At 55.7% G+C, this 12,261-nt stretch carries 18 protein-coding genes; 7 read left to right on the forward strand and 11 right to left on the reverse strand.

Going from position 1 to position 12,261, the window contains the following annotated elements:
• Positions 1-26 precede the first annotated feature (26 nt).
• Both AC5TBW_RS12905 and AC5TBW_RS12910 read right to left on the reverse strand, forming a co-directional pair.
• Positions 27-470: a GNAT family N-acetyltransferase gene (locus AC5TBW_RS12905; protein WP_495508947.1), complete on the reverse strand. Its 444-nt coding sequence runs from the start codon at positions 468-470 to the stop codon at positions 27-29.
• A 10-nt stretch (positions 471-480) separates the two neighbouring features.
• Complete coding sequence (locus tag AC5TBW_RS12910) at positions 481-855, reverse strand: winged helix-turn-helix transcriptional regulator (RefSeq protein WP_495508948.1); 375 nt, start codon at positions 853-855, stop codon at positions 481-483.
• A gap of 92 nt (positions 856-947) precedes the next feature.
• Here AC5TBW_RS12910 and AC5TBW_RS12915 point away from each other — a divergent pair, with 92 nt between their 5' ends.
• The gene (locus tag AC5TBW_RS12915; protein ID WP_495508949.1) at positions 948-1,274 is read left to right on the forward strand and encodes a nuclear transport factor 2 family protein; all 327 of its coding nucleotides are present in this window, start codon (positions 948-950) and stop codon (positions 1,272-1,274) included.
• The gene (locus AC5TBW_RS12920; protein WP_495508950.1) at positions 1,274-2,047 is read left to right on the forward strand and encodes an SDR family oxidoreductase; all 774 of its coding nucleotides are present in this window, start codon (positions 1,274-1,276) and stop codon (positions 2,045-2,047) included. The genes AC5TBW_RS12915 and AC5TBW_RS12920 overlap by 1 nt, the downstream gene beginning before the upstream one ends.
• A gap of 24 nt (positions 2,048-2,071) precedes the next feature.
• Here the strand turns inward: AC5TBW_RS12920 and AC5TBW_RS12925 are convergent, their stop codons facing one another.
• The 4 genes from AC5TBW_RS12925 to AC5TBW_RS12940 all read right to left on the reverse strand — a co-directional run bounded on the left by AC5TBW_RS12925 (position 2,072) and on the right by AC5TBW_RS12940 (position 4,980).
• Complete coding sequence (locus AC5TBW_RS12925) at positions 2,072-2,530, reverse strand: nucleotidyltransferase (RefSeq protein WP_495508951.1); 459 nt, start codon at positions 2,528-2,530, stop codon at positions 2,072-2,074.
• Between the two features lie 89 nt (positions 2,531-2,619).
• Complete coding sequence (locus tag AC5TBW_RS12930) at positions 2,620-3,087, reverse strand: 2TM domain-containing protein (protein WP_495508952.1); 468 nt, start codon at positions 3,085-3,087, stop codon at positions 2,620-2,622.
• A 442-nt stretch (positions 3,088-3,529) separates the two neighbouring features.
• A complete protein-coding gene (locus AC5TBW_RS12935; protein ID WP_495508953.1) occupies positions 3,530-3,889 on the reverse strand; it encodes a VOC family protein in 360 nt (119 codons plus the stop codon).
• 11 nt (positions 3,890-3,900) lie between these two features.
• A complete protein-coding gene (locus AC5TBW_RS12940; protein WP_495508954.1) occupies positions 3,901-4,980 on the reverse strand; it encodes a DUF3541 domain-containing protein in 1,080 nt (359 codons plus the stop codon).
• Between the two features lie 141 nt (positions 4,981-5,121).
• On the opposite strand from AC5TBW_RS12940, the gene AC5TBW_RS12945 reads away from it, so the two are divergent.
• Complete coding sequence (locus AC5TBW_RS12945) at positions 5,122-5,952, forward strand: helix-turn-helix transcriptional regulator (RefSeq protein ID WP_495508955.1); 831 nt, start codon at positions 5,122-5,124, stop codon at positions 5,950-5,952.
• Positions 5,953-5,981: 29 nt separating this feature from the next.
• Entirely contained in the window at positions 5,982-6,593 is a 612-nt protein-coding gene (locus AC5TBW_RS12950; RefSeq protein WP_495508956.1) for a LysE family translocator, read from the forward strand.
• On the opposite strand, the gene AC5TBW_RS12955 is transcribed toward AC5TBW_RS12950, so the two are convergent.
• Both AC5TBW_RS12955 and AC5TBW_RS12960 read right to left on the reverse strand, forming a co-directional pair.
• The gene (locus tag AC5TBW_RS12955; RefSeq protein ID WP_495508957.1) at positions 6,577-6,897 is read right to left on the reverse strand and encodes a hypothetical protein; all 321 of its coding nucleotides are present in this window, start codon (positions 6,895-6,897) and stop codon (positions 6,577-6,579) included. The genes AC5TBW_RS12950 and AC5TBW_RS12955 overlap by 17 nt on opposite strands.
• Before the next feature lie 45 nt (positions 6,898-6,942).
• Positions 6,943-7,647: an ArsR/SmtB family transcription factor gene (locus AC5TBW_RS12960; protein ID WP_495508958.1), complete on the reverse strand. Its 705-nt coding sequence runs from the start codon at positions 7,645-7,647 to the stop codon at positions 6,943-6,945.
• A 74-nt stretch (positions 7,648-7,721) separates the two neighbouring features.
• Between AC5TBW_RS12960 and AC5TBW_RS12965 the strand changes: the two genes are divergently transcribed.
• Both AC5TBW_RS12965 and AC5TBW_RS12970 read left to right on the forward strand, forming a co-directional pair.
• Entirely contained in the window at positions 7,722-8,069 is a 348-nt protein-coding gene (locus AC5TBW_RS12965; protein WP_495508959.1) for an NIPSNAP family protein, read from the forward strand.
• Positions 8,066-8,413 carry an antibiotic biosynthesis monooxygenase family protein gene (locus tag AC5TBW_RS12970; protein WP_495508960.1) on the forward strand — a complete coding sequence of 116 codons (348 nt, stop codon included), beginning with the start codon at positions 8,066-8,068 and terminating at the stop codon, positions 8,411-8,413. Before AC5TBW_RS12965 ends, AC5TBW_RS12970 begins: the two co-directional genes overlap by 4 nt.
• Positions 8,414-8,502: 89 nt before the next feature.
• Here AC5TBW_RS12970 and trpA read toward each other — a convergent pair whose 3' ends face one another.
• On the reverse strand, positions 8,503-9,339 hold the full coding sequence (gene trpA, locus AC5TBW_RS12975; protein ID WP_495508961.1) for a tryptophan synthase subunit alpha: 837 nt from the start codon (positions 9,337-9,339) through the stop codon (positions 8,503-8,505).
• A 20-nt stretch (positions 9,340-9,359) separates the two neighbouring features.
• Positions 9,360-10,589 (reverse strand): tryptophan synthase subunit beta, encoded by a 1,230-nt coding sequence (gene trpB / locus AC5TBW_RS12980; RefSeq protein WP_495508962.1) that lies wholly within the window; start codon positions 10,587-10,589, stop codon positions 9,360-9,362.
• Positions 10,590-10,734: 145 nt separating this feature from the next.
• Between trpB and AC5TBW_RS12985 the strand changes: the two genes are divergently transcribed.
• The gene (locus tag AC5TBW_RS12985; protein ID WP_495508963.1) at positions 10,735-11,649 is read left to right on the forward strand and encodes a LysR family transcriptional regulator; all 915 of its coding nucleotides are present in this window, start codon (positions 10,735-10,737) and stop codon (positions 11,647-11,649) included.
• Positions 11,650-11,655: 6 nt separating this feature from the next.
• On the opposite strand, the gene AC5TBW_RS12990 is transcribed toward AC5TBW_RS12985, so the two are convergent.
• A complete protein-coding gene (locus AC5TBW_RS12990) occupies positions 11,656-12,261 on the reverse strand; it encodes a class I SAM-dependent methyltransferase (RefSeq protein WP_495508964.1) in 606 nt (201 codons plus the stop codon).

The following is a 12,261-nucleotide window of genomic DNA, read 5'->3' on the forward strand; positions in this document are numbered from 1 at the left end:
TGAGACCCTCGCAAGCTTCGCTGAAACTAAACGTTATGATTATCCCCATTCACAAATGAATAGAGCAGAATATCGGATCGGTAGGCCCAGCCCTGATTGGTCCAGAACGTCTGGGCAGCTTCGTTCTCGGGAAGAATCATCAGGTGAGATTTTTGGATGCCTTCGCTTTTGAGTGCTTCCAGGCAGAGGCTTACCAACCGCGTGGCGATGCCTAACCGGCGGTGAGAATCTGCTACCGACAAGTGCTGAACATAGCCGCGCTTGCCATCGTGGCCCGCCATGATCGTTCCCACCAGTTCTTCTTCTCCTTCGCCTTCTACTTCTGCCACAAAGCTCAGGCCGGGATTGCGCAGCAGATATTTCTCGATGCCTTCCCGTGAATCGGTATCGCGCAGGCGCACGCCTTCACTTTCGCTCCACAGGGCAATGGCGGCTTCATAGTCGTTGATGGTCATGGTGCGGTAGTGCATTAGGCGGCTCTCATTGGGTGGCGGCATCGTCTTGGTTGTTCTGCTGGGCTGGGTCGTTGAAGTCATCCTTGTGCTCGGCCCATTTCAGTAAAGCATCCAGCGCCGGGCAGAGCGTTTGCCCCCATTCGGTCAGGCGGTACTCCACTTTCGGCGGCACCTGGGGATAGACTTTGCGCGCCACGATGCCATCCGCTTCCAGTTGGCGCAGCTGTTGGGCCAGCATTTTCTGGGAGATGTCAGGAATGAGTTTTTCAAAATCGGAGTAGCGCTGCACTTTTCCATCGAAGAGATGAAAGAGAATGATGAGCTTCCAGCGCCCTTCCAGCATTTTTAATACATTTTCCACATCGCTTGCGGCGGTAGCGGGCGTATAAATCTTTCTCATGGGTAAGCCACTTACCTTTTTGTGCGTTCTTGTTAACGCGTCAGTCTAGGCAGAAGATTCTCGCATATTAACCCCTGCGAGAGATGACCATCATGAGTTTGTCACTGCCAGACGCGATTACCACTTACTTCAGTATCAGTAACGGGGCGGATGATTCCCAGCTTGGCGAATGCTTCACCCAGGATGCCTGTGTGTTTGATGAGGGGGAGACGCACCGCGGGCGAACCGCTATTCAAGCCTGGCTGCGCGCTACCCGTGCCAAAATTGAGTATCGCGTCGAGCCGGTCAGTGTTTCCCAGCAAGGCAACACCCTGGTGGTGACCGCCACCGTGACCGGTAATTTCCCCGGCAGCCCGGTACAACTTGACCACGCTTTCCTGATTGCCGAAACGCTAATCCAGTCATTGGAGATCCACTAATGAACCTGAACTTGAGCGGACGACGTGTATTGATCACCGGTGGCAGCAAAGGGGTTGGCGCGGCCGTGGTGTCACTCTTTCGCGAGGAAGGCGCGCAAGTGCTGACCGCCGCCCGTACTCGCCCCGCCGACCTACCTGATGCGCTGTTGGTAACCGCTGACCTGACGACGACCGAAGGCTGTGCCACGGTGGCCGATGCGGTCAACGAACGCTGGGGCGGAGTGGATATTATCGTTCATGTGCTGGGTGGTTCATCCGCGCCCGGCGGTGGGTTCGCAGCGCTTGGGGAGGAGGAGTGGCAGCGGGAGCTTGATCTCAATCTGTTTCCCGCCGTGCGGCTGGATCGCGCCCTGCTGCCCGGCATGCTGGCCCAGGGCGATGGAGTGATTATCCACGTGACCTCTATTCAGCGTGAGCTCCCCCTGCCCGAATCCACCACTGCTTACGCGGCGGCTAAGGCAGCGCTATCCACTTATAGCAAGAGCTTGTCCAAAGAAGTGTCACCCAAAGGGGTGCGCGTGGTTCGAGTGTCGCCAGGCTGGATCGAGACGGAAGCGGCCGTTGCGCTGGCCGAGCGGATCGCCCAAGAGGCCGGCACCGATTACGCAGGCGGCAAGCAGCTCATCATGGATGCGCTGGGGGGTATCCCGATTGGCCGCCCTTCGAAGCCTGCTGAAGTGGCTAACCTGATTGGGTTTCTAGCATCACCGCTGGCAGCTACCATCACGGGAACGGAATACGTGATTGATGGTGGCACTGTGCCGGTTGTATGAGGGTGACGGTGAAATGGCGATTGCCTATCGTATGGCGCGAATATCGTCAGTATCGACGGGTCTCGAGAGCAAGGCCTTATAGCGGATCAAGTCTTCCTTCAACATTAAGGGAAGCTCCAGGCCCAGTAAGCTGACTGTTTCATAGCGGTCAAACTCTATATTTAGCGGCACCCAGACTTGGCTGGCGGCATCAAAAATTTGCGCGCCGTCAGCGTTACCAACCTCCACTTTGATGCCTGCATACTTGAACTGAACATAGGTTAAATCCCAGCCTTCCTCGCAGCGGTGCGCGGCGGGTTTGGATACATACGCCTGGCCAGCTTGCACCACCGTCAAAAAATGTTCGCCGGGTACGAACAGGTCAATATCGTTCAACGCTCGCTCAGCGCCATACCCCTTTGCGGCGAGGCCTCCGCAGATTTGAAAAGGAATATGGCGATCCTTCAATAACCCCACTATCCATTGGGCGGCTAACTGGTGCACGCATCCTCCTTTTATCCGTAAAGACGACAGCAAAACTGAATTATAAAGGTCATATTGTTTAGCTCTCTTAACGTCTAATGAGATGTCGACTACAGTTTTCTTCCTAACCTTTTTTCAATTTGCTTTTTCTCCCAATTTGGGCCAAAAAAATTCAACACTTCAAAGGCGCTTAGACCATGACTTATAATGCCTATCCCCCAACCCATGGCTGGCCACCATGCCCACATATACCCGCTCCCAGTCACAACGTTAATAACAAACAGCATTGCGATAACTAACACATAAGAAGTGAGGTGTGTATAAAAGTCCTTGATTGCTCTTACTTGCTCTATAACGACTTTTTCATTCTCTGTCACTTGTATCTCATTGTTCATTTCAGGCTCCCTTTCAAGATCTGCGACGTTAATTTCAAATACAGCAGCCAACGATTTAAGAGATTCAAGACCTGGTTTTTGTCCTCCCTCAATTCGCTGGATAGTTCTTACACTTAATCCGCTGAATTGAGACAACTGGTCTTGAGACCAACCTCGCTGTAATCTAAGTTTTCTAACAAACATTATTGAATCCTTCCTACTGTTCCAAAAATCACTATATGATCTAGCATGTACTGAGAGTGACGTCACAAACATGACATTTGCCTGACACCTCTTTATTTTCAGAAGCTTAACTCCATATCTGTTCATACTTCTTAAAACTGCGGTTTGGCTCTCGCCAGCACCAAGTACTTAATTAGCTATGGAATTTTCAAAGCTTAGCTCATTAAAAATGTTTAGGTGCGCAATATGCCTATTTGAATTGAAGCCGCTAGCATCATGTAATTAGCACAAGGCTTATATAAGCAGATTTGAAAAGGAATATGGCGATCCTTCAATAACCCCACTATCCATTGGGCGGCTAACTGGTGCACGAATCCTCCTATAGGGAATAGGCCTGCTGGCTATTTTCTAACGCGTCCGCCTCACCAAGGCTCGGCCAGCGCTGATTGCACTGCCCGCTGCACTATGCCCGTGCCTCTGACCACACGGCAAACTCGTTGCCGCTGGGCTCGATGAAGTGAAAACGAAAGCCACCTGGGAACTCGAAAATTGGCTTTATAATCTGGACGCAGTGGTCCACCACCTTTTTGTAAGTAGCTTCCAGGTGATCGCTGTAGAACACCAGCAGGGCGGCGCCGTTGTCGGTACGGCTGCAGGCGTCCGCCTGGTAGAAGCCGCCATCCAAGCCCTGGTTGGAAAACGCACTGTATTCCGGGCCGTAGTCGGTGAACTCCCAGCCAAACACCGCTGAGAAAAAGGTTTTGGTGGCGTTCAAGTCCTTGGCGGCGAGCTCGACGTAGTTGAGCTTTTCATGTTGGTTCATGCCCTGCTCCTTTATTTTGTGGATGGCGGCTGTCTGTGAATTCCGCTGAGCGCCTGCCAAGCCCGTCCGAGATCGGGGCCGGGATGCAAGCGGCCCGGCCAGCGCAATACCATTATTGCCAAAACGTTGCGGTGTTCACCACTCGTCAGTCCCTTTTCCCCAGTGGGCGCGGGGATGATGCCGCTAGCTGGATCCACCGCCGCCACCAGCGCCTCACGCACCCGGCCCACCAGCGGATGATCCTCGCGGTCGGCAAGCAGGAAGGTCAATGCCACCTCGGCTTGGATGTCGGCCGTGGCCCGGGCCATGATGCCGGCCGTCTCCCGCGCCAGCGCTTCCAGCACCCAGGCGTGCACCTCCGGGTCCACCTTCCGCTGGTAATAGCGGCTGTCAGCGATGACGAAATGAGTCAGGCCATAGAGCCAGTTACGGTACTCGGCGTCGTCGAGCCCGGCGACTCGATCAGGCGGATAGTGTCGTCGGAAGGCCGCCTCCACCTCCCGGCGCAGATCCATCACGCCGAGTTGATGCAGGAAGTACGTTTGGTTGGCAACCTGAGCGGCATAAATCCCGATCACCGCGGGGTCGGTCAGGAAGGCTGCCCAGTCAACCTCTGCCTGATAGCCCAGCGCCCGCTCGTGGTTTTCAATGGTCGGCAGCAGGCCGTAGTATTCGGCCTGGACCAACCGAAACAGCAGCGAACGGACGAAGGCGATCTCCCCCCACTTACCCAGCATGGCGCGCCGGGCGCGCTGCTTGGCCGTGCGTTGCGAGTAGTCGGCAACGATCACCCGGCTGCGGGCAGCCGCGTACCCGAGCTTGGCTAGGCCGACGATGTCATCCTCAAGTAGCGTTATTAGACGCTCGCCATAGGCATGATTGAGGGCCCACCAGCGCTGCTCGCCAGTCAGGCGGTAGAGCCGCTGGGCAAAGTGGCGCTGCTTGCTCTCGGACAGCGTCGGCAGCGCCCGCTCGTAGACCTCTTGGATGGCCAAACCGACGTCGTGCTGGACGTCACGCTCCTCGTGCGGTGCTATGGCGGCGCAGCCGGCCAACGCCAGCACAATCATCAGTGAAAAGAGTTTTTTCATGACGGCCCCTTGGTGGTGTGTTCACTATCGTTAGGCCATCATTGCACAGTCGATGAGCAATTATGTACAAGCATCCGTAGCGCTACCGACCTAAGCTAGGGCTGTGTTTCGAGTTGGTGTGACTTATCAGGAGGGGGCGGCATGGGTAACGCAAGCCGGTTTCAATTTATTAAAAGCCAGCACGTGCCAACGCTGACGGTGCTGCACGCGGCCATTGAGGATTTCAGCTACGACCGCCATGCCCACGAGGAGTATGCCTTCGGTGTCACCCTGGCGGGACGTCAGGATTTTTTCAGCGGTGGGCGTTTTCACCGCAGCCCTCCCGGCAACGTTATTCTGTTCAACCCAGAGCAAGTTCACGATGGTGAACCCGGCGGCGAGCACGCGCTGGATTACCTGATGGTATATGTGCACCCTGAACAGGTTAACGCGCAGTTTGCGGAACTCCTGGGGCACGAAAAATCGGCTAGCTTTCGTTCACGGAGCACGCTGATTCAGGATGTTCAGCTGCGCAACGCCATTTTGGAACTGGCGCGTTTGGTCACGTCTCACACAGGTAGCTGTATCGATCAGGAGAATGCGCTTTATCAGGTGATCGAGCGCACTGTGCAACTGGGCGGTATTAATCAGCCAAGCCAACTGACCACACGCCCCGATGCCCTTCTGGGGCTAGCGAAAGCGTATATACACGCCCACTTGGATACGGACATCTCCCTCGACGACATTAGCCAAGCGGCTCACCTTTCCAAATACCACTTCTTGCGACTGTTTCGTCAGCATTACGGCATCACGCCGCATCAATATGTGATCAATTGCCGGATCAATGCGGCTCGTTCCGCGCTAGACCGAGGCGCCTCCCTAACGGAGGTCGCTCTGCGCTTCGGGTTTGCCGACCTTAGCCACTTCAATCGCCGCTTTAAGCGCATTTATGGCATGACACCCCACCAGTACCAGCGTGATATCGCCCGCTAATACCTAAATACGCAAATAGAGGTTTCACCATGTTAGCAATCGTCGCCTATGCCCTGGGCGTCATGTACACCCCTGGGCCTGTGAACCTGCTTGGCTTGAACGTTGGCATCAATGGCCAAGCCAGGCAGTCGGTGGGATTTTGCCTTGGCGTGGGCACCGCGATGCTGGCGTACTTATTAGTATTGGGCTGGGCGGGCGCTGCATGGATCGATGATGGCGCACTGGTGATAGTCAGCGCGCTGGGATGCAGTTATATCGTTTATCTAGCGAGTAAAATTGCCCGTTCTAGCGTTGATTTAAGCGAGCCGGATAACGCCCCTCGGCTGTTAAGTTTTCGGGATGGACTGGTCATGCAGTTACTGAATCCCAAAGCCATTGTAGCCACCCTACCCATTACCACACTGCAGTTTCCTGCCGCTGACATTCATGGGCCTAGTTTAGTGGTATGGGCGTGCGGGTTGGCGCTGCTGGCCGCGGGCGCCCCCGGTAGCTATATGGCGATTGGCAGCGCCGTAGGCAGTCGTGTTAAAAGCCCTGCCATCGTTAAGGGGTTTAATTGGCTAATGGCGGGGTTGCTGGTAGCTGTGGCGGTTTCTATAGGCGTGGAGCATGTGTGGCTGCCGCTCACTGCCCGAAGCTGATGCCCAGCCGTAGCGCTTGTAGGCCATCAAATTCGACCGTGACTTCATCAGAAAACAGAGGGTGGCCCTGCACTGCCAAATCCAGCGTTGCTTGAGAGCCGCGATAAGTGACGGTAACGGCGATTTCCGCAGAGGTGCTAACGGGCGCCAGCAAATCATACTCAACGTTATCGATGTTAACAGCTGAAAGGCCGCGGTCATCCAGCTGTTCTTGGATTTCCCGTTCAACGACAACGCCGTAATAGAAGTAGATACCGGCATAGCCAAGCGCTACCAATACAACCAGTGAAAAGAGCTTTCCCATTATTTATCTCAGTTTTATAGAATCTTAAAAGGTGACAGCAGCTTGTTAGGCTGAAACGGATGGCGCATTCTGCGGTTCAAACATTGCCCATAGCAACTTCTCCCTTTGAGCGCTGAATACGATAACGCGAGAATTTTTTTCTCGCTTTGCCCAGCCAAGCTCCTGAATTCGGGTAAGCAGCGCACTGCCAAGCGCGCCCGCTAGATGATGCCTGCGCTCGCTCCAATCAAGACACTCCCTGCAAAATGAGCGTTTTGAAGAAGCAAGCGCGTCTGTATCGATGCCAAATTGATTAAACCAAACCCTTCCCTTCTCAGTGAGTTTTAGCCCCCCTGGGTGTTGATGAAGGATATTCGTTCGCAGCATCTGTTCATAAACTGAAACACCCAACTCTCCGGCAAGGTGGTCGTAACAGATACGGGCCTTGCGCAGGGCGGGATCGCGTGGCCCGGTAAAAAGGCGGTTCCCCTCACTGTGGAAAGCGAGGCCCATCAGTGACTCCAGGAGGTTAGCAATATCCGGACCCGCTAGGCTGAAGTAGCGGTGTCGGCCTTGCTGCTCAACCGTGATCAGCCCTGCGTCTAGCAGTTTGCCAAGATGAAAACTAATGGTCTGTTTGGTAACACCGGCCGTGTACGCCAGTTCGGTCGCCGTCAGCGCACGACCAGACATCAGGGCGGAGAGAACCTCCGCCCGAGCGTTATCGCCGATAAGCGCTGCAACGCGCACGATGTTAGGGCCTTCACTCATGGTTCGATTCTAGTCGAACCATCAGGGGGCGACAACGCGGTATCGTCCTAGCCACCGTTCAAAGGAGATACCCCATGAGCATTACCTGCTTTATCCGCTACGAGATTGATCCCTTCCAACGGGACGTCTTCAAGACGTACGCCGAGAACTGGGGGCAAATCATCCCCCGGTGCGGTGGCCACCTTATCGGTTATTTTCTTCCCTACGAGGGCACTAACAATGTTGCATGGGGGCTAATCGCATTCGATAGCCTGGCTACCTATGAAGCCTACCGTGCCCGGCTGAAATCTGACGAAGGTGGGAATGCGAACTTCATCATGGCTCAAGAGAACAAGTTTATTCTCAAGGAGGAGCGCAGCTTCGTCGAGGTGGTGGACGGCACACTGGGCGTTGAATCTGTCTATCCGTGGAGTGTTTTATGATCGCCGTGATATTTGAAGTGCTACCGCATTCGAACCGTAAGCAGGACTACCTGGACGCAGCCAGCGGACTGAGCCAGCACCTGGAAGACACCGACGGCTTTATCTCGATTGAGCGCTTCGAGAGCCTCACGCATCCTGGAAAGATCCTGTCGATCTCCTTTTGGCGGGACGAAGAAGCCGTCAGGCAGTGGCGCACGTTCGAACCTCACCGATGCGTCCAGAAAGCGGGCCGGCAGGATATCTTTGCTGACTACCGGCTCCGCGTCGCTTCCGTCATCCGAGACTACGGAATGAATGACCGCCGCGAGGCACCGAAGGATTCGCTTGACGCGCACCCATCTTGAAGCAGCCGGGCTAGCCCACTGAGCAGCTGTTCTCGATAGCTAAATTTTTCAATAGCGAGGCGTTGCGTGGGATCCGTTGATAGCGCAAATCACAATACAGGCTTCAGTGCCGTACGACACGCCCTTACGCTTTCGGCCAGTTCGCTCACCAGTCCGTGCACTCCCTCAACGGCTTTATCAGGCGTGTTGGCATTTTCGATACAGTCGACAAGTGCAGAGCCAACGACGACCGCATCGCTGAAGCGGCCAATGGTGGCGGCTTGTTCCGCAGTGCGAATACCAAAACCCACGGCGATGGGCAGTTCCGTATGTTCTCGGAGCCCTGCTACGGCGCCTTCCAGCCGTTCTGGCGTAGGGGCACTTCCACCAGTGACACCGGCAACGGAAACGTAGTAGATAAACCCGGAGGCGTTCGCCAGCACCTTGGGTAAGCGCTTGGCATCGGTGGTAGGTGTGGCCAGGCGAATAAAATCAATGCCGTGTTGCGCTGCTGGCTGGCAGAGCTCTTCGTCGTGCTCGGGCGGCAGATCTACCACGATCAGGCCGTCTACCCCGGCCTTGGCGGCATCGGTCAAGAAACGCTCGACGCCGTAGCAGTAAATGGGGTTGTAGTAGCCCATCAGCACAATGGGCGTGGTGCTGTTCTGTTCACGGAAGCGGCGCACCATTTCCAGCGTTTTGGCTTGGGTCTGGCCGTTATTCAGGGCACGCAGCGCGGCTTTCTGGATGGCGGGGCCATCGGCCATGGGGTCGCTGAACGGCATACCCAGTTCGATGATATCCACCCCCGCCTCTGGCAGCCCGTGCAACAGGCGGCGCGAAGTGTCCGGATCCGGGTCGCCAGCGGTGAGGTAGCTGACCAGCGCCGGGCGGTTTTGCTGCTTGAGCGCAGCAAAGCAGCTTTCAAGACGAGAAGTAGTGTTCATCATAATCTCCTGTGGTGCGCTCATGCGTTTTTCACCCCGAATTTATCCCCCAGGTGATGGGCCACGCTCATCATGTCCTTGTCACCCCGACCGCTGAGGTTGACCACCATTAAGTGCTCACGGGGCAAGCTGGGCGCCCGCTTGGCAACTTCCGCCAATGCATGGGCAGTTTCCAGGGCAGGAATAATGCCCTCCTGACGGCAGCAAACCTGGAAGGCTTCCAGCGCTTCGTCGTCAGTGGCTGAGACGTACTCGACCCGCCCCTGCTCGTGCAACCAGGCGTGCTCTGGCCCGATACCGGGGTAGTCCAACCCGGCGGAAATCGAGTGAGCGTCGATAATCTGGCCATCTTCGTTTTGCAGCAAGTATGTGCGGTTGCCGTGCAGCACGCCGGGCGTTCCACCGTTCAGGCTGGCGGCGTGTAGGCCGCTTTTCACGCCCTTACCGCCGGCTTCCACGCCAATCATCTTCACATCAAGGTCAAGGAGGAAGGGGTGAAACAGTCCCATGGCGTTTGAACCGCCGCCAATGCAGGCCACCAGGGAATCCGGCAGGCGACCTTTCTTTTCCAGCATTTGGGCGCGGGTTTCGTGGCCGATCACGGCCTGGAAGTCGCGCACCATGGCCGGGTAAGGATGCGGCCCCGCGACGGTGCCAATGATGTAAAAGGTATCGTCTACATTGGTTACCCAGTCGCGCAGCGCTTCGTTCATGGCGTCTTTTAGCGTGCCGGTGCCCGAGGTCACGGGGATGACTTCCGCACCCAGTAGCTTCATGCGGAATACATTGGGCTGCTGACGTTCGATGTCCGTGTTGCCCATATAAATCACGCAGGGCAGGCCGAAGCGCGCCGCCACGGTGGCAGTAGCCACGCCGTGCATACCCGCACCGGTTTCCGCGATGATGCGTTTTTTGCCCATCTGCTTGGCCAACAGCACCTGACCAATGCAGTTGTTGATCTTGTGCGCGCCGGTGTGATTCAGCTCTTCGCGCTTTAGGTAAATACTTGCCCCGCCAAAGTGCTCAGTCAGCCGCTCGGCAAAGTAGAGCGGGCTGGGCCGACCCACGTAGTCACCCTGAAAGTAGGCCAGCTGGCGCTGAAATTCGGGATCATTTTTAGCGGTGGCGTATTCGTCTTGCAGCTCTAAAATCAGCGGCATAAGCGTTTCAGCGACAAAGCGACCGCCGAAGCTGCCAAATAGCCCGTTGGCATCGGGCAGGCTTTTGGATACGTCTACAGGTTGATTCATCGCGACCTCTGAATGCGTTATCGAACAGTCGGTGAAAACCGTTCAGTGAAAACAGTCCAATGAAAATAGCGCAAGCAGGTGGGGATAAAAATCGATAAGATGTCATCAATACGTGAGTTTAAGTCAACTGTTAGCAGGATACCCCATGCAACACAGCATGCCCCCGCTTAGCGCATTGCGCGCCTTTGAAGCCACCGCCAGGTTAGGCAGCGTGACGGCTGCGGCCGATGAGCTAAGCGTGACTCACGGCGCTGTTAGCCGCCAGCTAAAGAGCCTGGATGAACATTTTGCTGTCGCGCTTTTTGCCAAAGCGGGCCGAGGCATTGTACTGACCGCGCACGGGGAGCAGCTGCAGAGTGGTGTGAGTGAAGCGTTCTCACGCTTGAAGGATAGTTGTGCAGCGCTCAAGCGTGATGTCGAAGAGGCGCCATTCACTCTAGCCTGCCCTGGCAGTCTTTTGGCCCGTTGGCTGATTCCCCGCCTGGATCGCCTGCACCGCGAGCTGCCCCAGCTGAAATTGCAGGTAGTGGTGAGTGAAAGCGAGCAGCCGGGCACGCAAACGGATGCCAGCGCCACCCTGGCGTTTGCCGAGCCGCCCTGGCCCGCAGGTGTAGAGGTATTCGAGCTGATGGCAGAGCAGATATGTGCGGTGGCAAGCCCGCAGCTGGCGGCCCAGTGCGATGCGACCAAGCCTGAATCGCTGCTTGCGAATAAGCTTTTATATACCTCTTCCCGACCCCAGGCGTGGCCGCAGTGGGCGACTGCCAAAGGGCTGGAGCGGGCACAGCTTGATGCGGCGCTAAGCAAAGGCCAGGGGTTCGATCACCTTTATTACTTGATGGAGGCAGCGGTGGCGGGCTTAGGTGTCGCGATCGCACCCAGATTGCTAGTCGAAGATGATCTAAAGAGTGGGCGGCTTGTGGCCCCTTGGGGAAGTATCCAAACCCCTGCGCGCCTCTGTCTGTGGCTACCCAACCAAACCAAACTTCTAACTCACCCCCGTCGCTGCGAGCCGCTGGCAGAATGGTTCAAGCGGGAGCTGGGGGTTGCATACTGCTAATACTTTTTATGATTGTCCCTTCTGCACTATCAAATAAGTATGCAGCTCCGGGTACTGGTCGTACTCCAGATGTCTGCACACCGCGCCTAGTTTAATCAGCAGGGACAAGAAGCCGTTGGTGCCAAGCGTAGAGTAATAGACCTCTGGCCCCATGAAGCTGTCGCTATGCTCACCGGGTTCGTCGGTACCGCCGAAAGAGAAGATCAGCACCCCATCCTCATTCAAGCTTTCGATGAGTTTGGTCATCACACTTTCCTGCTGCGCTAGCGGAATATGCCAGATGCTGTCCCAGGCGGTGATGAAGTCATATTTTTCCGGCGGCAGCCACTGGCAAATATCCTGATGATGAAAGATCACCTCGGGATGCTTCAGCTTAGCCAAACGTAACATTTCATCGGAAACATCCACGCCTTCAGGCGTAAAACCTTCTTGTTGCAAGAAGTCGATAAAGCGGCCGGTACACCCGCAACCGATATCCAGTGCCTTACCCCGGCCTTTCACAAACGAAAGCGCCCTCTTGTGCGCTTCCATCCCGTTAGCGAGATTGAATTTCTCACTTTGCCAAAGGTGGGTAATCTGATCGTAGGCGCTGCCAATATCGATAGGGTTCAT

It is taken from the genome of Vreelandella sp. ssv (assembly GCF_059448525.1).